General features: G+C 72.5%; 18 protein-coding genes. 5 read left to right on the plus strand and 13 right to left on the minus strand.

The features are described from left to right. Positions 1-34 precede the first annotated feature (34 nt). Together murI and WMF27_RS24050 are read right to left on the minus strand one after the other, a co-directional pair. Positions 35-964 carry a glutamate racemase gene (gene murI, locus WMF27_RS24045; RefSeq protein WP_437766547.1) on the minus strand — a complete coding sequence of 310 codons (930 nt, stop codon included), beginning with the start codon at positions 962-964 and terminating at the stop codon, positions 35-37. Continuing rightward, positions 961-2,367 carry a homoserine dehydrogenase gene (locus WMF27_RS24050; RefSeq protein WP_437766546.1) on the minus strand — a complete coding sequence of 469 codons (1,407 nt, stop codon included), beginning with the start codon at positions 2,365-2,367 and terminating at the stop codon, positions 961-963. Before WMF27_RS24050 ends, murI begins: the two co-directional genes overlap by 4 nt. A gap of 56 nt (positions 2,368-2,423) precedes the next feature. Between WMF27_RS24050 and WMF27_RS24055 the strand changes: the two genes are divergently transcribed. Next, on the plus strand, positions 2,424-4,343 hold the full coding sequence (locus tag WMF27_RS24055) for a type VI secretion system contractile sheath domain-containing protein (protein ID WP_437766545.1): 1,920 nt from the start codon (positions 2,424-2,426) through the stop codon (positions 4,341-4,343). A gap of 576 nt (positions 4,344-4,919) precedes the next feature. Further along, on the plus strand, positions 4,920-6,365 hold the full coding sequence (locus tag WMF27_RS24060; RefSeq protein WP_437766544.1) for an NAD(P)/FAD-dependent oxidoreductase: 1,446 nt from the start codon (positions 4,920-4,922) through the stop codon (positions 6,363-6,365). A 76-nt stretch (positions 6,366-6,441) separates the two neighbouring features. Here WMF27_RS24060 and WMF27_RS24065 read toward each other — a convergent pair whose 3' ends face one another. The 3 genes from WMF27_RS24065 to WMF27_RS24075 form a co-directional block, all read right to left on the minus strand. Next, on the minus strand, positions 6,442-6,951 hold the full coding sequence (locus WMF27_RS24065; RefSeq protein ID WP_437766543.1) for a hypothetical protein: 510 nt from the start codon (positions 6,949-6,951) through the stop codon (positions 6,442-6,444). Between the two features lie 287 nt (positions 6,952-7,238). Continuing rightward, the gene (locus WMF27_RS24070; protein WP_437766542.1) at positions 7,239-8,102 is read right to left on the minus strand and encodes a phosphatase PAP2 family protein; all 864 of its coding nucleotides are present in this window, start codon (positions 8,100-8,102) and stop codon (positions 7,239-7,241) included. A gap of 52 nt (positions 8,103-8,154) precedes the next feature. Next, positions 8,155-8,733 carry a TetR/AcrR family transcriptional regulator gene (locus tag WMF27_RS24075; protein ID WP_437766541.1) on the minus strand — a complete coding sequence of 193 codons (579 nt, stop codon included), beginning with the start codon at positions 8,731-8,733 and terminating at the stop codon, positions 8,155-8,157. A 385-nt stretch (positions 8,734-9,118) separates the two neighbouring features. Between WMF27_RS24075 and WMF27_RS24080 the strand changes: the two genes are divergently transcribed. Next, entirely contained in the window at positions 9,119-10,321 is a 1,203-nt protein-coding gene (locus WMF27_RS24080) for an acyl-CoA dehydrogenase family protein (RefSeq protein WP_437766540.1), read from the plus strand. A gap of 28 nt (positions 10,322-10,349) precedes the next feature. Here WMF27_RS24080 and WMF27_RS24085 read toward each other — a convergent pair whose 3' ends face one another. The 4 genes from WMF27_RS24085 to WMF27_RS24100 all read right to left on the minus strand — a co-directional run bounded on the left by WMF27_RS24085 (position 10,350) and on the right by WMF27_RS24100 (position 12,552). Then, the gene (locus WMF27_RS24085) at positions 10,350-10,493 is read right to left on the minus strand and encodes a hypothetical protein (protein ID WP_437766539.1); all 144 of its coding nucleotides are present in this window, start codon (positions 10,491-10,493) and stop codon (positions 10,350-10,352) included. Between the two features lie 91 nt (positions 10,494-10,584). Then, positions 10,585-11,046 (minus strand): hypothetical protein, encoded by a 462-nt coding sequence (locus tag WMF27_RS24090; RefSeq protein ID WP_437766538.1) that lies wholly within the window; start codon positions 11,044-11,046, stop codon positions 10,585-10,587. A 314-nt stretch (positions 11,047-11,360) separates the two neighbouring features. Then, on the minus strand, positions 11,361-12,038 hold the full coding sequence (locus WMF27_RS24095; protein ID WP_437766537.1) for a class I SAM-dependent methyltransferase: 678 nt from the start codon (positions 12,036-12,038) through the stop codon (positions 11,361-11,363). Between the two features lie 31 nt (positions 12,039-12,069). After that, positions 12,070-12,552, minus strand: coding sequence for a DUF1348 family protein (locus WMF27_RS24100; RefSeq protein WP_437766536.1), 483 nt, complete (start codon positions 12,550-12,552; stop codon positions 12,070-12,072). Between the two features lie 271 nt (positions 12,553-12,823). On the opposite strand from WMF27_RS24100, the gene WMF27_RS24105 reads away from it, so the two are divergent. Next, positions 12,824-13,216, plus strand: coding sequence for an MAPEG family protein (locus WMF27_RS24105; RefSeq protein WP_437766535.1), 393 nt, complete (start codon positions 12,824-12,826; stop codon positions 13,214-13,216). Between the two features lie 39 nt (positions 13,217-13,255). Here WMF27_RS24105 and WMF27_RS24110 read toward each other — a convergent pair whose 3' ends face one another. The 4 genes from WMF27_RS24110 to WMF27_RS24125 all read right to left on the minus strand — a co-directional run bounded on the left by WMF27_RS24110 (position 13,256) and on the right by WMF27_RS24125 (position 16,799). Beyond that, the gene (locus tag WMF27_RS24110; protein WP_437766534.1) at positions 13,256-14,332 is read right to left on the minus strand and encodes an MBL fold metallo-hydrolase; all 1,077 of its coding nucleotides are present in this window, start codon (positions 14,330-14,332) and stop codon (positions 13,256-13,258) included. Beyond that, positions 14,329-14,904 (minus strand): TetR/AcrR family transcriptional regulator, encoded by a 576-nt coding sequence (locus WMF27_RS24115; RefSeq protein ID WP_437766533.1) that lies wholly within the window; start codon positions 14,902-14,904, stop codon positions 14,329-14,331. The genes WMF27_RS24110 and WMF27_RS24115 overlap by 4 nt, the downstream gene beginning before the upstream one ends. Before the next feature lie 104 nt (positions 14,905-15,008). Continuing rightward, positions 15,009-16,544: a dockerin gene (locus WMF27_RS24120; protein WP_437766532.1), complete on the minus strand. Its 1,536-nt coding sequence runs from the start codon at positions 16,542-16,544 to the stop codon at positions 15,009-15,011. A 123-nt stretch (positions 16,545-16,667) separates the two neighbouring features. Then, entirely contained in the window at positions 16,668-16,799 is a 132-nt protein-coding gene (locus WMF27_RS24125) for a hypothetical protein (RefSeq protein ID WP_437766531.1), read from the minus strand. A 314-nt stretch (positions 16,800-17,113) separates the two neighbouring features. Between WMF27_RS24125 and WMF27_RS24130 the strand changes: the two genes are divergently transcribed. Continuing rightward, the gene (locus WMF27_RS24130; protein WP_437766530.1) at positions 17,114-19,741 is read left to right on the plus strand and encodes a galactose oxidase-like domain-containing protein; all 2,628 of its coding nucleotides are present in this window, start codon (positions 17,114-17,116) and stop codon (positions 19,739-19,741) included. The last annotated feature ends 141 nt before the right edge of the window (positions 19,742-19,882 follow it).

The raw sequence follows: 19,882 nt of genomic DNA on the forward strand, positions 1-19,882 counted from the left end.
CGCGCCCGGAGCCCCGGGCGAAGCTTGCTGCGTATTACAGGTCGATCTGCTCCACGTCGACGCCTTGGGCGGAAAAATGGGAAGAATGGCCAGCGGCGTCTCCGCCAACCTGGGTCGGAGAGCGGACAGCGGCGCCGGCCTGGGTCGAGGCGTGGACGGCGCCGTCCGCGACGACCGGCTCCCCGAGGAACCTGGCCGCCACGGTGGCGAAGCTCTTCGGTAGATCCGTGACGAGGAGCGAGAGGCCGCCCGGCGTGCTCCGGGAGGTCGCCAGCCCCCGCTCGGCGAGGAACGAGGCCACTTCCTCGGCGGTCGCCGACGCGCTGTCCACGATCGGGAGGGGGCCGCCGGCGAGCGACGCCGTCTCGGCCTCGATCGCGGCGCGGAGGAGCGGGAAGTGCGTGCACCCGAGCACGATCGAGCGGGCGCCCGCGCCGATGAGCGGCTCCAGGTACCGCCGCGCGACGAGCCGCGGGACCTCGCCCTCGATCCATCCCTCCTCCGCCAGCGAGACGAGCAGCGGGGCCGCCTGGCCGGCGACCTCGGTGCGGGTGCTGAGCGACGCCACGGCGCGGGGATAGGCGCCGGACGCGATGGTCCCGGCCGTCCCGAGCACGCCGATCGTCGCGCCACGCGACGCGGCGACGGCGGCGCGGGCGCCGGGCAGGATGACCCCGAGGACGGGCAGATCCAGCTCGACCCGGAGCATGTCGATCGCGACGGCGCTCACCGTGTTGCACGCGACCACGATCGCCTTGACGCCGCGGCCGATGAGCACGCGCGCGCAGCCGAGCGCGTAGCGGACCACCGTCTCCGGCGACCGCGTGCCGTACGGGACCCGCGCCGTGTCGCCCAGGTAGACGATGTCCTCCGCCGGGCAGCGCCCGCGCAGCGCGCGCACGACCGTGAGGCCGCCGAGGCCCGAGTCGAACACGCCGAGCGGCGCGTCGCTGTGGGACGTCACGGCTCCTCGATGCGGAACAGATGCACCGGCTCGCGGAGGAACTGCTCGCGCGCGATCGCGTCGAGCGCGCTCCGCACGAGCCCCTCCCGCGCGTCGTGCGTGATGAGCACGACGTCCACCGCGGGCTGACGAGCGGGCGCCCCGCCCGCGGGCGGGGCGCCCGAGCTCGTCGGCCCCTGCTGCACGATCTGCTCGATGCTGACGCCCGCGTCGCCGAGCGCGCCGGCGAGGCGCCCCATGACGCCGGGCCGGTCCTCGACCGCGAAGCGCAGGTAGTACCGGGAGACGATCTCGCCGAGCGGGCGGACCGCGCGGGGCTTGATCGACATGCCGCGGCCCTGCATGCCCGCGACGCCCGACGCGATCGAGCGCGCGACGTCGAGGATGTCGGAGACGACGCTGACGGCGGTCGGCAGGTCGCCGGCGCCGCGGCCGTAGACGAGCGACGGGCCGACGGCGCGCCCCTCGAGCAGCACGGCGTTGAGCACGCCGGAGACGTTGGCGAGCACGCTCTGCTTCGGGATCAGCGTCGGGTGCACGCGCAGCTCGATGGAATCGCCGAGGTCTCGGCCGATCGCCAGGTGCTTGATGGTGTAGCCGAACCGATCGGCGTAGCGGTGGTCGGCCTCCTCGATGCTCCGGATCCCGGAGGTGTGCACGTCGGCGCTGTCGATCTGCGCCCCGAAGGCGAGCATCGCCAGCACGATCAGCTTGTGCGCGGCGTCGTGGCCGTCGACGTCGAGCGACGGGTCGGCCTCGGCGTAGCCGAGCGCCTGCGCCTCGCGCAGCGCGGCGTCGAATGACGCGCCCGTGTCGCGCATGCGCGTGAGGATGTAGTTGCAGGTCCCGTTCAGGATCGCGGTGACGCGCTCGACCCAGTCGCTCGCGAACGCGTCCCGGAGCGTCCGGATGATCGGGATGCCGCCGCCGACCGCCCCCTCGAACGCGAGGTCGACCTGGCGCGCCGAGGCCCGCGCGAGGAGCGCGGGGCCGTGGGCGGCGAGCAGCAGCTTGTTCGCGGTGACCACGCCCTTGCCGCGGTCGATGGCGCGCTCGATCAGCGCGCGCGCGGGCGTCTCGCCGCCCATCACCTCGACGACGACGTCGATCGCGGGGTCGTCGACGACCTCCTCGGGGTTCGTGGTGAGCACGCCGCGATCCAGGGCGGCGACGCGCTCCTTCTCGAGGTCGCGCACGACCACGCGCTTCACGACGAGGGGGACGCCCGCGCGCTCCGCCAGGTAACCGGAGTTCTCGGCCAGGAGGCGCAGGACGCCGCCGCCGACCGTCCCGCAGCCGAGGAGCCCGATCTGGATCGGGGCGCCCCCGCGAAGGCGCCTGCGATCGCTGGCGGCGTGAGGTTCAGGGTTCAAATTCAAGGGCGGACCGCCTTCCGTCTTCATGCGCGCGGAGCTTAGCGCTTCTCGCGCCGGTAGGTGACGCCTATGCTGCGCTGGCCATGACGGAAAAGGGCGTTCTGGGCGACGAGTTCAGGTTCCACGTGGGCGAGGACGGGGGCGCCGTGGAGCGAGGGCCGCTGCTCCCGCTGCGCGTGGTCGTCGTCGCCGATCTCACCCCGCGCGATCCGCACAACGCCGGCGCGAGCCCGCCCGCGGGCGCGATCCGCGTCGACGCGAGCCGCTTCGATAACCTCTTCACGATGCTCCGGCCACGGCTCGCGATCGAGGTGCCGAGCGTGCTCGCGGCGGGCCGGGCGGTGCGCGTCGACCTCGCGCCCGCCGGGATGAAGAGCTTCCGGCCCGACGCGCTGTGCGCCGAGGTGCCGCTGCTGCGCTCGCTGCTCGACGGCCGCCGGGTCCTGGATCGGCTGCGCGACGGGTCGGCCACGCTCGACCAGGCGCGCGCCGAGCTCGATCGGCTCTGGGGCGGCTCCCCGCTGGTGCGCGACATCCTGGGCCTCGTCCCGGAGCGCCGGGACGCCTCGCCCGGCCGCTCCGCGCCCGCCGCGGAGCGGCCCGCGGCGCCCGCGCCCGGCTCGGACGTGGACGCGCTGCTCTCGATGGTCGACCTCGGCGGGGGCGATGGCGCCGAGGCGGCGCCCCCACCCGCGACGCCGGGCGGCCTCGATCAGAAGCCGGCGGAGGCAGGGCGGTTCTCGGAGCTCATCGCGACCGTGGCGGCGAGCGCCCGCCCGCGCGCGGGCGGGCCCGCTCGGCCAGCGGAGGCGATCGCGCAGATCGAGCGCGCGATCGGCGCGCAGCTCGGCGCGATCCTGCAGCACCCCGAGGTGCGGCGCCTCGAGGAGGCGTGGCGCGGGCTGAGCCTGCTCGTGGAGCGCGCGAAGGCGGCGGAGGGCGTCCGGTTCGACGTCGTCAGCGCGCGCCCGGACGAGGCGGCCGGCGCGCTCGCGCGGGTGCTCGCGCAGACGGCGAGCTCCGAGCCGCCGGCGTCGGTCGCCATCGTGGACGTCGCGATCGACGGCAGCGCCGCGTCGCTCGCGCGGCTCGAGGAGATCGCGCGCGTCGCCGAGGCGCACGCGCTCCCCGCCGTGGTGAACGGCGACGCGCGCCTGCTCGGGGTCGACGATCTCGGCGGCGTCGAGCGGCTCGACAACAAGGCCGCGCTGTTCCGTGCGCCGCACCGCGCCCCGTGGCGCTCCGCTGCAGCGCGGCATGGCGCGCGGTGGGTCGCGATCGCGATGAACCGCGTGCTCGGCCGGATGCCGTACGACCGGTCGACCTCCCGGATCCGGGAAGCGGCGATCGCCGAGCAGCCCGGCGATGAGGGCGGCCGCGTCTGGATCTCGCCGGCGTACGTCGTCGGCGCGCTGATCGCGGGGAGCTTCCGCGAGACGGCGTGGCCCTGCCGCGTCACGGGCGCGAAGGGCGGCGGCGCGCTCGGGGACCTGCCGGTGCACGAGGTCAAGGGCGCGTACGAGGGCGATGAGGGCGTCGCGATCCCGACCGAGGCGTTCGTGTCCACGGACACCCAGCGCGAGCTCTCGAAGAGCGGCGTGCTCCTGCTCGCGTCGGCCCCGAACAGCGACGCGGTGTACGTCCTCGCCGCGCCGACGGCCTACGTCCCGCCGGAGAAGCTCACGTACGACAGCCCGACGGCCGAGCCGGACGAGCGCCTCGAGCGCGTCTCGCTCGTCGATCAGCTCTTCGTCGCGCGCGTGGTCCAGTTCCTGCGCGCGCTCTGCTCGAAGCTGCCCCCGGACAGCGACCCGGCGGAGGTCCAGCCGGTCGTCGAGGGTGCCCTCTGGGCGCTGTTCGAGAACGCGCCGCCCGCCAGCGTCGAGCTCATCGTCAAGGCGGGCCGCGGCGAGGGCGGCGCGCAGATCGCGGTCACGGTGCGCCCGCGCCGCTTCCTGGGCGTCGGGCTCGACGAGGTGTCGCTCGAGATGCCGCTCGGCTGAGCGCCCCGGATTGACGCCGCCCGGCGCGCGGGGGAGGATCAACGGCATGCGGCTCCGCGTCGCGATCCTCCTCGCTGTCCTGAGCACCCTCGTCACCACGTGCCAGCGGCCTGCGGCGCCGCAGGCGCCTACGTCCGACTGCGGCTGCCGCAAGAAGTAGCCCGGCGCCCATCGCAGGGTCGACCGGTCACGTCGCGCGGTTCCGGGCGCGCGGCATTGCAATCCACGTCGAGCGTCTCTCACGAAGACGCGAGGACCGTGAGCGGTGCGCTCTCACACCCTCCGCGGAGCGGCCACCCGCCAGCGGGGCGCGGCGCCTCGATACGGCCTCTCCGCGCCTGTCGCGCCGGCGGTCCATCTTCGATGGCGACGAAGAGCGCGGGAGTGATCGTCGCTTTCATCTCGACGGAGCGCGTGGAGTTGCGTAGTTGCGCAGCTGCTCAGTCGGGCGCTGGCGCGTAGCGCGCGATGTGCGCAGCGCGCGCAACGCGGGTTGAGCGCCTCATCACGCAGCGAGCATTGCGCCGGCCTTGCGGTCCTCAGGGGCGGCCCGAGGATTGCAATCCTGGCGGCTTCATGAAGCCCTGCACCCAGGAGGACATCCGCTCCAATCGCCCGTTCGCCGGCCGCAGGGCGGTGGTGATTGGTGGGAGCATCGCGGGCCTGGTCGCAGCCCGCGTGCTCGCCGACCACTTCGGCGAGGTGGCCGTCATCGAGCGCGACGCCATCCCGGATGACCTCCGCGAGGCCCGCAAGGGCGTGCCCCAGGCTCGCCAGCTCCACGGGCTGCTCGCCCAGGGAGAGCGCATCCTGAACGACCTGTTCCCCGGCTTCACCGGGGATTTGCTCCAGGACGGAGCCATCGCGTACGACTTCGGGCTCGGCCTGGCGTGGCACCACCACGGCGCCTGGAAGCCGCGCTTCGAGACGGGGGTGCGAACCGTGTGCATGACCCGTCCGCTGCTCGAGGCGCACGTGCGCCGCCGCGCGTTCGCGCTGCCGAGGGTGCGGCGCCTGGACCAGCGCGAGGTGGTGGAGCTCTCGGCGTCTCGCGATCGCTCCCGGATCACGGGCGTCGTGGTCCGGCAACGCGACGAGGGCGGCCAGATCGAGCGGCTGCCGGCGGAGCTCGTGGTGGACGCCAGCGGGCGCGGCTCGCGCGCGCCGGCGTGGCTCGAGGCGCTCGGCTACCAGCGGCCCGACGAGTCGACCATCCAGGTCCGGGTGGGGTACGCCAGCCGGCAGTACCGGCCGCGGGATCCGGGGCAGCTCCCGTGGAAGTCGCTGTACGTCCTCGGCTCGCCGTCCGACAGCCGGCGGTTCGGCTGCATCGCGCCGATCGAGGGCGGGCGCTGGATCGTGGTGCTGGCGGGCCTGTTCGGCGATCACCCGCCCGCCGATCCCGAGGGCTTCCTGGAGTTCGCCCGGGGCCTGCCCAACGACGCGCTCTACCGGGCGCTGCTCGGGGCCGAGCCGGTGACGGACGTCGCCGTCTCCAAGTTCCCGGCGCACCTCCGGCGGCACTACGAGCGGATGGCGCGGATGCCCGAGGGGCTCGCCGTGCTGGGCGACGCGCTCGCCAGCTTCAACCCCGTTTACGGCCAGGGGATGACGTCGGCCTGCCTCCAGGCGCTGGCGCTCGACGCCGCGCTCAAGGAGCAGCGCCGCCGCGCGGGGCGCGGCGCGATCGCGGGCCTCACCCGCCGCTACCACGCGGCCGCAGCGAGGGCGGTCGACCTGCCGTGGCGGATGTCCACGGGGGAAGACCTCGCTTACCCCGAGACCAGGGGCCGGCGGCCGTTCCTCCAGCCGATCATGCGCTGGTACACCGGGATGCTGCACCGGGCCGCGCAGGTCGATCGCGAGGTCTATGTGCGCTTCGTGCGCGCGTTGCACATGCTCGACGGGCCGGAGGCGCTCCTGGATCCTCGCCTCATCCTGCGCGTGCTTCGCGCGGGGCGGTCAGGGTCGCTGCCCGAGGTGACCGCTGCGGGCACGGGCCACCGAGGGCAGCCCGAATGATGCCTGAACAGCCGCGGCCGCCGCGTCGCTCCCGTCCGGCGCTACGGGGGCGCCGCGGGGCGGTGGCGAGATCGCCTCATGGCGCGGCGCCGGTCAGGCGGCGAACCCGGTCCGCGTGGGGGCTCGCCGGGAAATGCGAGAGGAAATCCCCGGCGCGGGCGCGCGCCTGGTCGGCGCGCCCGCTGCGCAGCAGCGCGTCGATCGCGACGATCTCCCGGTCGGCCGCGAGGCGCCCCTCCGGGAACTCGGCCCGGTGCTCGTCGAGCAGGGCGAGCGGCGCCTCTGGCGATCGCGCGAGCACCGCCCTGATCTCCGCGAGCCGCCCAGCCTCCCGGAGCAGCTCGTTGCGCTCCAGCAGCGCGGCCGCTGTCGCGGCGGGCCGAAGCGTGGGCTCGCCCTGAACGGCGCTCCCCTGGGGCAGCTCCCGGCCCACGCCGGGCGCGGACCGAGGCGGCAGCTCGGCGCCGGGCGCCGGCACGGGCGCCCCGAGCGCTTGATCGCTGCAACCTGCGAGGAGAGCGAGGAGCGGGGCGGCGAGGCCTCCCGCGATCCACCGGGTGTGTGACGAATGGTGAACGACATGCATGTCGTCGACTCCTTCATGGGGCCGAGCTGGCGGAACCCCGCCGAGACGGGCCCGCGAAAACGCGCGTGCCCATTGCGGGACCGCAGCTCGCCGTCGCCATGGCCGCCAGCGCGGCACGGCGTATTCGACGTAATGAGCTAGCGCTCCAGCAACGACGGCCCGAGCACCAGCATTCCTAGCTGACAGGCGTATTGTAAAAATGAACCATCGGTTTGTCAACACTGCTTACTTATGTCGTCCGAGAGCAGCGCTGCCGCTTGCCGATGGTCGAAATCGCGCTACTCGGCTCAGAAGGCGCCGGCGACGCCCACGCCCGCGCCGCCGCCCGCCGGCGCGAGCGAGAGGCGAAAACGCCGGGCGCCAGAGCTGGCAACGCCCGGGCGCGGGACATGAAACAGAGCCGGGATCAGCACGCCGGAGGCGGCGCCGAATACGGCGCCCGTGAGCACATCGGTGAAATAATGGCGATCGCCGGCGATGCGCAGGTAGCCGGAGAGCGCGGCGATCGCCATTCCGTTCGCCCATACCCACGGCGCCGCGCGATAACCGCGCATCGACGCCACGGTGCCGCTCGCGGCGGCGAGCGAGAAGACGGCCGTGGAGTGGCCGGAGAAGAACGAGAGATCGTCGTCGTGCGGGAGGGCGCCCGAGGTGCCCTCGCCCGCGCGGAGCACATCCAGGTTGTCGTGATGGGCATACGGCCGCTGGCGGCCGACGATGTACTTGGAGATCTGGTTCATGTTCATCGCCACCATCATCGCTTCGGTGACGATCACGAGATCGGCGGCGATGTTGTCGGAGCGGCCGTCGTACCACGCGGCGAGCGCCGTGAGGCCCAGCGCTGCGGCGGGCGCGACGCCGAGGACCGTCACGTTGCTGAGATCGTGAGCGGTGTTCGGGTTGCCTCGCCAGACCAGCGCGTCGCGGACCGACGTGTCGAGGGCGTTGGCCGTGCACCAGCGGCACGATTCGGGGGCGAGGCCCTTCTTCGCGAGCTCGGACGCGATCCATGCGGCACCGCCGACGACGGCGATGGGCAGATCGATCTCGGGCCGGTACGTGAGCTCGGGGGACGGGTCGGCGGCAGCGGCCGGCGAGGACGAGACGGCGACGAGGAAGGCGGACAGCGCGAGCGCGGCGGTGACACGCATGAGGGGCGCGAGCGTAGCCGGAGCGGAGGGGCACGGGAATCCGTCGCGGGCGTCAGGCGCGCGACGGCCCCGGCGTGGCGAGGAGCAGCCCGTCGAGCAGGCGCGCGTGGGCGTCGTCGACCAGGTTCCGGAGCGCCGCCGGCCCGGCCTTGGAGAGGGCGCCCGACGCAGCGAGGGTCGCGAGGCCGTGGTGCATCGCCCAGATCGGGACCGCGAGCGCCCACGGATCGCCGGGCGGGAACGCGCCGGCGCGCTGCGCCTCCTCGATGAACCCGAGGAGCACCCCCAGGTTGTGCGAGGTGGCCGCCGCGACCCGCGGGTCGTCCACGTCCACCTCGCCGGAGTACATCACGTGGAAGGGCGCGGGGTGCTCCAGCGCGAAGGCGACGTAGGCGAAGCCGGCGGCCAGGAAGCGCGCCCGGAGGTCGCCCCCGGCGCCCTCGAGGGCGGCCGAGATCCGCGCGCCGAGCGCCGCGCTCGCCTGGACGGCGAGCTCGGTCATCAAGGCGCGCTTGTCCGCGAAGTGGCGGTAAGGCGCGGCGTGCGAGACGCCGATGCGCCGCGCGACCTCGCGCAGCGTGAAGCTCGCGTTCCCTTGCTCCTCGATCAGCGAGAGCGCCTCCTCCAGCACGGCGCGCCGGAGGCCGCCGTGGTGGTAGGGCCGGTCGACGGGGCGCGACGCCGGCGCGGCTGAAGGGCGCGACCCCGGCGCGGCTGAAGGGCGCGACCCCGGCGCGGGTGAAGGGCGCGACGAGGTTGCGGGGGAGGTGCGCGCGCTCGGACGGCGGCGCCTTGCGGGGGAAGCCACAGCGCAGGCGCACGATACCACGAAGGCCGCGGTCCACCGAGCCGCGGGGCGCAGGGCCGCGGATGCAGGGCCGCAAGCTCAGAAGCTGCAGGTCGTCGCGAAGAAAATGTAGGCAGTGGAAACTTTCCCGATGTTGTCAGTGTCATCATCGGGCGCGCGGGCGGCCGGTGGCCGGCGCGCTGCACCCGATCCAGGAAAGGAGCCCCGCATGTCCGAGCCCCGTCGATCCCCCGAGCGCGAACGCCTCCTCGCCGCCGTGGAGCGCGTCCGCGGCGTCGCCACCGCCCACGCCGAGGCGTCCGAGCGGCTGCGCACGCTCGCGCCCGCGGTCGTCGACGCCCTGCAATCGAGCGGCCTGCTCGCGGTGGCCGCGCCGCGCGCGCTCGGCGGCGTCGAGAGCGACCCGCTGACGCAGGTCGAGGTCTTCGAGGCGATGGCGCGCGCGGACACGTCGGCGGGGTGGTCGCTGATGATCAGCGCGCTGCTCGCCGCGCTCGCCGGGGGCACCCTGCCGGACGAGGGGGCTCGCCAGGTGTTCGCAGGGCCGTTCCCGTCATTCGCGGGGCTCCAGATCCCGACCGGCCTCGCGCGGCGCGTCTCCGGGGGGTACGTGCTCGAGGGCCGCTGGGCCTTCGGCAGCGGCGTGCGGCACGCGTCGTGGGTGTTCACCTGCGCCATCGTGGCCCCGGAGGGCGCGGCCCCTCCGGCGGGGCCGCCCGAGATGATCAGCCTCGCTGTCCCGCGCGAGCAGGTGGTGATCGAGGACACGTGGGACGTGGCCGGCCTGCGTGGCACGGGGAGCGACCACTACCGGATCGAGGGCGCGCTCGTGCCCGAGGCGCGGACGTGCCCCTTCCCCGCGGCGCCTCAGCGGCGCGGCGGCGCGCTGGTCTCGCTGCCGTTGCTTGCCCTGCTCGCGGCCGGTCACGTCGGCTTCGCGCTCGGCGTCGGGCGGCGCGCGCTCGACGAGATCGCCGCGGTCGCCCCGCGCCGCGTGAAGGCCTGGCCGCAGCTCGCGCTGGGCAGCCACGCGGCCTTCCACATGGACCTCGGGCGCGCGGAGGCGAAGCTCGCGGCGGCGCGGGCCTATGCGTTCGACGTGCTCGGGCGGATGTGGGACCAGGCGCGCGCTGGAGAGGCGCTCTCGATCGAGGACTGGGCGGCGATCCGGCTCATCCAGACGGTTGTGACCGACGTCGCCGCGGAGGTCACGGGCTTCGCCTACCGGGCCGGCGGCGGGGGCGCGCTCTACGCGGCGAGCCCCCTGCAGCGGTGCTTCCGGGACATCCACGCGGCGACGCAGCACATCGCCGCGACCGACGACGCCTACGAGTTCGCGGGGCGCGCGCGGCTGGGGATCGCCGAGCTGCACCCGATGCTCGCGCCGCGGCCGCCTCGGGTGGCGGGTTAGCGCGACAGGGCGGCTGAGCGACGCGCTCTCAACCAGGCTCCGGCCACGCCGGCCGATCGCCGAGGATGCGCGGCCTGTGGCGCTCCAGATAAGCGCGACACCAGGCGTCCGGCGCCTCGCGCCGGCTGACCCGGCGGATCGCCGTGTAGAGCACGAGCTCGCGCAGCTTCATGAACCGGTCCATCCCGTGGAGCGCGAGAGCGCGATCGAGGAGGGCGGGATCTACGGGAGTCGTATTACCCGCTCCAGAGGGCGGCCCGCGCTCAGGGCGGGCTGCCTTCCGGCGGGCACGCGACCCGCTGGGGCGGCGGCGGGTTGCACATGACGACCACGGGAGGGCCTCCGTCGCGAGAGGGCTGAGGCGGCGGGCAGGTGTTCGGAAAAAACTGCCTGCACGTGCCGTCCGGGCCCCGGATCACCTTCCCTCCCTGCGCGGGCTGCGGAAGCGGCTCCTCCTCGCCCTGCGCCGACGTCGTCCCGGCGTCATGCGACGTCTCCGGTGCCGCCGCGTCCTGCGTCTCCGTCGTCCCGGCGTCGCTGAGCGTGGCCGCATCCCCCATGCCAGACGAAGACGTCTGCAGGAGATCCAGACGCGGCGGGTTGGCGATCAGGTCCGGCGGCTCGGGCGGCGGCTGAGCCGTGCCACAAGCCGCCGCGCCGCCGGCCACCGTGACGACGAACGAGGACGCGAGCACGCGGCGGCGCCGGCGTGACGAGAGCTTCATGGCGACCATCCTAGACCGATGGCCCGATCCACGTCACCCGAACGGCGATCGCTGCGGCGCGCTCCACGCGCGACGTGGCGCAGCGCCGCCGCGCGCGGCGAGGTCGTCAACCTCGCGCGCCGGGGCCAGGCCCTGCGCTCATTTCCTCATCTTCAATCCAGCATCCACCAGGTGATCGCTGCACGGCTCTGGGGATTGTAGTAGAGCTTCATTGCAATCTCCCTCGCAGGTTTGATGGGCCAGCCCGGAGCACGGTGGAGCATGCCTCGACGCCGAGCGTGGTCAGGAACAGGCACCCTCGATGAGGACGTCGATCATGCCCCAGGCGGATGGCGTGCCGTGCGCCTGAGCTGCACGGACAGGAGCCGCGGCGGGTCGCTCCTGACCGCCTCCGCGTCGCGCCACTCGCCCAGGTGAAGGAGCTCGAACCCGGCCCCCAGGCCCCCGTTCACGTACTGCGACACGTCGTGCAGGAACGCTGTCACACGCTCGGGTTGGCCCGTCACCGGGTCGACGAAATTGGCCTGGCCCCCGCGCATCTGCCGCACGGGGTGCAGCTCGCACAGGAAGAGCTCGCCTCCCGCGCGCAAGACGCGGGCGGCCTCGGCGAAGACCGCGTCGATGTGCTCGATGTGCTCCAGCACGAGCATGGCAATCACGACGTCGGACGAGCCATCCTCAAGGGGCCAGGAAGCGCGGATGTCGTGCTGTACGAACCGGACGCGGGGCGAACACCCCCGGGCCCTCGCGCGACGCAACATCCCCTCGGAGAAATCCAGCGCGAGGACGCTCCTCGCGTGCTCGTCGAGCCACTGCGTGTTGCGCCCGGTGCCGCAGCCGATCTCGAGCACGTCCCGGCCGGCCACCGCCAGGCCGCGTTGCCGGAGGACCTCGGCCGCCAGCTCGCGGGTCCGGTTGAAATCGTCATCGTACGTCGCGGCCCAGCGATCGTAGGCCGTGGCGATCTCGGGCTTGTCTGGAGAGCTGGACATGAGCTCGCTTGATATCCTGCGGCGACAGCCGCTACAAGCCGAGCTCGCTCAGCCCCGGATGGTCGTCGGGCCGCCGCCCGAGCGGCCAGTGGAACTTCCGCTCCTCCGCCGCGATCCGCACGTCATTGATGCTCGCCTCGCGCCGCCGCATCAGCCCCTGCGCATCGAACTCCCACTGCTCGTTGCCGTGGGACCGGTACCAGTTCCCGCTGTCGTCGTGCCATTCATAGGCGAAGCGCACCGCGATCCGGTCCCCGGTGAACGCCCAGACCTCCTTGATCAGGCGGTAGTCCAGCTCCCGCTGCCATTTGCGGTGCAGAAACGCCTCGATCGCCGCCCGCCCCTGGAAGAACTCCGCCCGGTTCCGCCAGCGGCTATCGACGGTGTAGGCCTGCGCCACGCGCGCGGGATCCCGGCTGTTCCAGGCGTCCTCCGCCAGCCGCGCTTTCCGGGCGGCGGTCTCTGCGGTGAAGGGCGGCAGCGGCGGGCGCGACACGACAGGATCTTCGCTCAAGGTGCACCTGAACGAACCTTCCTCGAATCTCCCATCCCCGGCAACCCCTTTTCACGCGCAGATCCCCAGGGCCGTACCGCGGACCGGCCGCTCCCATCCTGCCATCGGCGCGCGCCCGTCGCTCGAGCGCGTTGCCCCGCGCGGGACCGCCCTGCCCGCTCCGGCGCAGGCGCCGTGGGAGCGGCCACGACGCTTGGCGCTCGCGCCGGCGGCGGGAGCTCGTTAGAGTCGCTCCGCGCTCCGAGGAGCCTGTGCGCTCGAGAGGGATCCGATGACCATTCCGTTGACGTGCGTCTTCATTTCACTTCTCTTGATCTACGTGGCCCGCCTGTTCGTCGCCAGGGCACAGGCACAGCAGCCCGAGGGCCTGGACAACCGCAACCCGCGCGACCAGCAGGCCAAGCTCACCGGCGTCGGGCGCCGCGCCCTCGCCGCCCACCAGAACGCCTTCGAGGGGTTTGCGCCCTTCGCCGCCGCCGTCTTCACGGCCCACCTCGCGGGCGCCGACGCTCGCTGGAGCGCCATCCTCGCGGTCACCCACGTCGCCGCGCGCGCTCTCTATCTGGTCATGTACATCGGCGACAAGGCCGCTGCCCGGACCGCGGTCTGGATCATCGGCTTCGCCGCCACCGTGGGCCTCTTTCTCCTGAAGTGGCTGGTCTGAACGCCGCAGCGCCGGCGCGGCGGGGGCGCCGTGGCAGGCTCAGCGCGGCAGGGGCATCCACGCGCCGTCCGTCGGGACGTGGACCTGCGCGGGCAGGTTCTTCGAGGCGGCGCGCTGGGTGAACGCCGTCACGGGCTCGCGGTAATGGGCGAACGTGGTGTGGTGGATGGGGATCACGTGGCGGGCGCGGAGCAGCGCGGCGGCGGCGACCGCCTCCTCCGCGTCCATCGTGCGGAGGCCGCGCGCGCCGTCGACGCCGACCGCGCCGAGGTGCGGGAGCCAGAGATCGATGGGCGCGAAGCGGGCCGCCACCGCGCGCATCGGCTCGGTGAAGACCGAATCACCGGTCCAGTAGACCGAATAGGGCGTCGCGCCCTCCCAGCGGAGCACATAGCCGTTGCCCTTGCCGAGCGTGGCGTCGAGCGCCGCGTCGTGGGCGTGGTTCGCCGGGACGGCGAGGATCCGCAGGCGGCCGGCGCGGGTCGGGAGGACGACCTCGCTGTCCCAATCGAGCGGCGTCAGCTTCGTGAATCCGGCGGCGCGCGCCGCCTCGACCGCGTCGGGAGGGAGGACGAAGGTGACGTCCTTCGGGAGCGTCTCCCTCGCGACGGCGTCGAAATGGTCAGCATGGTTGTGGCTGAGGAGGATGACGTCGAGGTGCCCGAGCGGCTCCGCGGGAGGATCGGTATAGCGGGCGACCGGCGCGTTCTCGACGCCGGTCGACGGGTGCTTGGGGAGCACGAACACCGCTGGGCCGCGCGGGCCAAGGACGGGATCGGTGAGCAGCCGGAGGCCGTCGCGCTCGAGGATCGCCGTCGGGCCGCCGCGCCACTGGAGGCGCCCACTCGAGGCCTCGGCCGCGGCGGCTTCGCCGGCCGGCGGCGCGATCGCGGCGGCCGCGCCGGCCGGCGGCGCGCTGGCTCCGCCGCGGTCCGGCGAAGCACAGGCCGTCAGGGAGAGCGCGAGCAGCGCGCCGACCACCGAGCCCACGGGCGCCCGCGGCCTGCGCGGGCGACCCGGCGAGGGCGCGCCTGCGCCGGGCTCCGCCACGGCGGGCTGCGGGAGCTGCTCGGCACATCCATTCCACCTGCTCGGGACACCCGTGATCCGGTTCATCGTCGTCGCCTTCCTGGCCGCGCTGTTGCGATGAGGTTCTCGGCGAGGGACCGCGCGCGCGCGGCGGCGCCCGGTCCCCCCTCGCGGACGGCGGTCACGATCGCGCCGTCGATCAGCAGCAGGATCTGCGGCGCCAGCGCGCTGGCCGAAGGCACGCCGGCCTCGCGCAACAGCCGCTCGAAATAGTCGATGAGCCGCTGCTTGTGGCGCTGCGCGGCCTCGTGCGCGGGGTGGCTCCGGCTCGCGACCTCGACCATCGTGTTGAGGAACGCGCAGCCGCGAAAGTCGTCCGCGGCGAACAGCTCGGCGAGCGCGTCGAAGACCGCGAGCGGCCGGTCCCGCGGATCGTCCGCGAGCGCCTCGACGCGCGCGGCCAGCCACTCGCGAAAGCGCAGGTCGCGCGCGTCCAGCACCGCCACGAGCAGGTCGTCCTTCGTCGGGAAGTGGCGGTAGAAGGTGGCCTTGGCGACGTCCGCCTCGGCGATCAACCGATCGACGCCGACGGCGCGATACCCCTCGGCGTAGAAGAGGCGCTCCGCGACCTCGAGGATGTGGCGCCTGGCGTCCCGCACGACGCGGATATAGACAGACAGGTCTGTCTTGTCAAGCGCGCGGAGATCGCCTGCGGACCGCCGCCCGCAGGCTCTCGATCGGAACGCCGCGCCGGAGCCGCCCGTCAGGGGACGTTCATCTCGAACGCCACGCTGTAGTTCGGCTGGGCCTTGCCCGTCGTCGAGCCGACGAACGGATCGGAGTCGCGCAGCTGACCCCAGCGGATCGTGCCGCCCGTCATCGACGTCCCGTCGGTCGTCATCGCATAGCCGACCATCACGCCGGACGCGGGGAGGCTCCGCGCGGTGATCTGCACCGAATCGCCGGAGATCTCCACGCCGCTGATCTGGATCCGGGTGTTGCCGCTCCAGAGCTCGAAGCCGCGGCCCTGCGCCCACTCCGTGAACGCGCTCTGGTGGGGAGACGGCAGCGCGCTGTCCCAGGCGAGCGGGGGCACCGGGACATGGAAGTGCACGGTGACGACGTTGCCGCTGCGCTCGACGCGCGTCGGCTGGAGCGGCTGCCAGTCGTTCCCGAGGACGACCTTCTCGAAGTAGATCTGGCCGAATTTCTCGCCGAGCTGCTGGTACCCGCTCGCGTTCAGGTGGATGTGATCGTTCGCATACGGGTACTGGTACTTCGGACCCGAGCAGACGATATCACCCGGGTGATCCACGCCCACGCGCCACTGCGCCTGCGTCGACGTCGACCGCGTGCCGGCGTCGGTGTGCACCGAGTTCTGCTGGGACACGAGCAGGGGGATGCTCCGCGACTGGCCGGTGATCCGGAGGAGATCCTGGTTGTAGTCGGACCACAGCTTGACCAGTTCATCCCCGTAGGTCGCGCTGCCGGCGTCGGCCTCACCGTGCGTGATCACGATGGCGCCGACGCCGTACGTCTTGCCGGCCGCCCTGGCGAGCCGCGCGATGGCCTCCGCCTCGAACAGCGTCGCCGCGTAGGCGCGGCCCATCGACGTGTCGCCCGAGGCCGTCTGGGTGGCGCCCTTCCGGAGGACGCTCATCGGCTGCCCGCTCTCCCCGACGACGGTGTGCACCGTGACGTGGTCGCCGCCCGCGGCGGCCTCCGCGAGGGACGAGATCTGGTCGGCCATGGCCGTGTGCGGCGTCTCGCCATAGATGTTCTTCGGGTAAGCGCTGGGGTAGGTCGTCGCGAACGCGCGGATCGGCTCGACGAGCGGCACCAGGGAGAGGGCCGCGCTCGCCGCGTCGAAGGGGGGCACGCTCGCGTTCCCGAGGGACAGCTTGAGGTTGTGAAAGCGCTGCGTGGTGGTGCGGGGCGGCGTGCCCTCCGCGCCGACCGAGAGGCTCTGTCCCGTGCCGACGATGCCGCTCCAGTCCCAGAGCGGCGCCGGCGGCGCGCCACCGCCTCCTTCGCCAGCGCCGCCAGCGCCTGCCGCGCCCCCGCCCCCTTCGCCGGCGCCGCCGGTGCCCGCCGCGCCGCCGGAGCCGCTCGCGCTGCCCGTCGCGCCCTGACCGCCGGCGCCGCCGGAGCCGCTCGCGCTGCTCGCCGCGCCCTGACCGCCGGCGCCCTGACCGCCGGCGCCAGAGGACGAGCCGCCCGACGCGTCGCATCCGAGCGCCGCGAGGAGGAGAGCGAGAGTGCCTGACGAACCGAGGCTCAAGAACGAAGATTGTCGCATGTTGGCTCCTTGCCGCTGCACGAGCGGGCCGGGTGATTGCGCGGCCCGGAGCGTCGATCGTCAGGCCGCGCGGTGGAAACCACGACCGGCCATACCACGGAGGCGCAGAAAAACTGAACCGATTCAGTTGATGGGGGCCTCGACCCCGGTCGGGAGCTCCGCCTCCAGCAGGCGGCGATGCCCGCGGCGGGCCGGATCGCCCTCGACAGCCTCAGGGAGCCGCAGGCCACCCGACTCCCAACGCCTGTTGGGCATCGACCCCCATAACACGTCGTCCGAGAAAATTTCGGGACCAAAGCAAACTTGCGTCAGAACGAAAATACAAAAAATTCAGTGCTCGGCGGCCCCTGACAAGGCATTCTATGTGTGAACGATGCCCGACGTAACAGCCCCGTGATGAGGTGAGCTTTACGAACACGTGGGGGAGACGGCTCATCGTTCCTGCGCTGCTCACGACGAGCTGTGCAGCCACGCTCCGATGTACCGCGATGGTCCGCGGCGCGAGATGCAGCTTGCCCTGGGTCTCGAGCTCATCCGAGGTTCTTCCCCTTTGAATCCTTGAGGAGAACATGAAAAGCAAGATGATGCGGTTGCTCGGTGGGTGGAGTTGTGCGCCGAGAATGCTGCTGGCGCTCGGCAGCTTGGCGCTGGGTGGTGCGGCTTGCGCCGAGTGGACGAACGGGGACGAGCTCAGTCTGGATACCGAGAGCGATGAGCTCGTGTGCAGCGGAGCCGCGTGCACCTGCAGCCCGACGTTCGGAATCGGGTTCGTTCAGGGCTCGGACGGCACCGGGACGGTCCCCAACTTCGAGCTCGTGGTGCCGCACACGGGTGGCGGGTTCTCGGCTTACTACCGGAACAACGCGACCACCTCGCTCGTGTCGACCCCGACCTGGTTCGGCCCGAAGAAGGTGGGCTCGGCGGACGTGAACGGGATCAGCATGATCGAGAACTCGAGCGGCGGAAACCTCGAGGTCATCGCCGTGCAGGGCAGCAGCCTTGTGCACTACTACCGCAATCAGTCCACGAAGGCCTGGTCGAGCGGAACGACGGTCGCGACGGGCGTCACCGGGCAGCCTGGGATCGTCCAGGCCAAGCTATCGCCCGGCAATTTCGAGGTCGTGGTGCCGCTCGCCAGCGGCGGCCTCGCCCACTACTGGCGCGACAACTCGGTCGCGTCCCATCCATGGAGCTCGGGGACCACGTTCGCGACGGGCCGAACGTACTCCGCGGTGAGCCTGGTCGAGAGCAACTTCGGCACGAACCGCCTGGAGGTGATCGCGCGCTCCGGATCGACGCTCTACTCCATGTATCGCAGGGACGACCGCACCTGGACGACGCCGAACGAGATCCGCGTGGACAACAACCAGGCGATCTCCGCGACCGGTGTGCACCAGTTTGTCCAGGGAAAGGGCGGCACCAAGGGGAACTTCGAGCTCGTCGTGCCCCTCTCGACCGGCGGCTTGCGGCACTACTACCGCGACAACGACGACAGCGCGTACCCCTGGAAGACGTCGGCCACGTGGGTCGATCCGATCAACTCGTACTCGGCCGCGGGCGTGATCTGGAGCGATTACGACAACCTGGAGGTCGTCGGTCGGCGGAGCGCCGATGGGTCGCTGGCGTCCTTCTATTACAACGGCGGCTGGGTGAGGCACGGCCAGGACGCCTCCGGGAACACCGTGTGGGCGGGCTCGGTCTTCGGAGGTGAGCCGTGCTGCGATCCCGCGACGAAAGGGCAGTGGAGCGACCCGCTCTACGCGGGGGCGATCGGCATCCACGCGGCGCTCCTGCGGACGGGCAAGGTGCTGCTCTTCGGGTTCACGGATGACTCGGACCAGGGGTACTCCGAGGTGTTCGATCCGGCGACGGGGCAGGCGACCTTGCCGAGCGGGACGCAGCCGCACGCCTTCTGCTCTGGCCACGCGTTTCTGAGCGACGGCCGCCTCTGGGTCGCGGGGGGCCATGGGGATGCCCACGTCAAGGGCTCGCACCGGTTCGACCCCTCGACCTCGACGTGGGCCTCGCTCACGGACATGACCCTCGGGCGCTGGTACCCCACGCTCACGCGCCTCGACGGCGGCTCGGTGCTGGCCATCTCCGGCACGACGAAGACGGGGCGAATCTCGAGCACCAAGCCGGTGAACAGCAGCTGGCAGACGCTGAACACCGCGGGCACCCTCTCCGCGCGGAGCGATGTGCCGGAGCCGTTCACGAGCGACGGGCGCCCGATACAGCTCTACCCGTTCGTCTTCCAGCTGCCGGACGGCAAGGTGTTCGTTCACTCGGGCCGAGGCTCGCGGCTGCTGACGACGAGCAACAACACCTGGAGCGCGACGCAGTACACGACGCAGTACGCCAACTCCCGCACGTACCCCGGTTACGGGAGCGCGGTGCTCTTGCCGCTCTCGCCGACCGACAATCACCGCGCGCGCGTCATGGTCATCGGCGGGGGCGGGGCCGTCTCGAACGCGGCGACGAGCGACCCGAACGACACCGCGATCCCCGCCACGGCCACCACGGAGCTCCTCGACCTCGGCGCGGCGTCGCCGGCGTGGAGCTACAAGGCGTCAATGAACTACGCGCGCGTGCTGAACACCGCCGTGCTGCTCCCGGACGGCAAGGTGTTCGTCGTGGGAGGCAGCGCGCGAGGCTCGTCCGACCACGCGACGACGCCGGTCATGACGCCCGAGATCTACAACCCGAGCAATAACACCTGGACCAAGATGTGTCCGATGCGCGTGGCTCGGCTCTATCACTCGACGGCGTTGCTCTTGCCCGACGCGCGCGTGCTCACGGCGGGCCGGGATCACGCCTTCAACGAGCTCCCCTACAAATGGCCCGAGCGGCGGGTCGAGATCTTCACGCCCCCCTATCTCCTGAGCGGCAACGCGCGCCCGGTGATCCAGTCGGTGGCCTCGACCGCGTCGTACGGCCAGTCCATCTCGGTGACGTTGTCCTCGGCGGTGGCCGCCACGGGCATCGGCAGCGCAATGCTCATGTCTCCCGGCTCGGTCACGCACGGATTCGACCAGAGCCAGCGCGCCGTCAAGCTCGCGATCACCGGGCAGTCGGGCAGCACCCTGACGCTCACGGCTCCGCCGAACGGCAAGGTCGCGCCGCCTGGCTACTACATGCTCTTCGTCGTCTCGACGCAGGGCGTCCCATCGGTCGCGAAGTTCGTCAAGCTGCAGTAGCCGGCCCGAACACGTGGGGCGGGAGCCCCGGAACCTCGACCTCGGCGGGCCGGCAGTGGAAGCGGCGGAATGGCCTCGAGATCGCGGGCTCTCCCTGCGTCGGTCACCGCGCGTCCCGGCGGCGCGTCGCCGTCAATCGCC

It is taken from the genome of Sorangium sp. So ce281, assembly GCF_051527395.1.
GTDB lineage: Bacteria > Myxococcota_A > Polyangia > Polyangiales > Polyangiaceae > Sorangium > Sorangium cellulosum_B.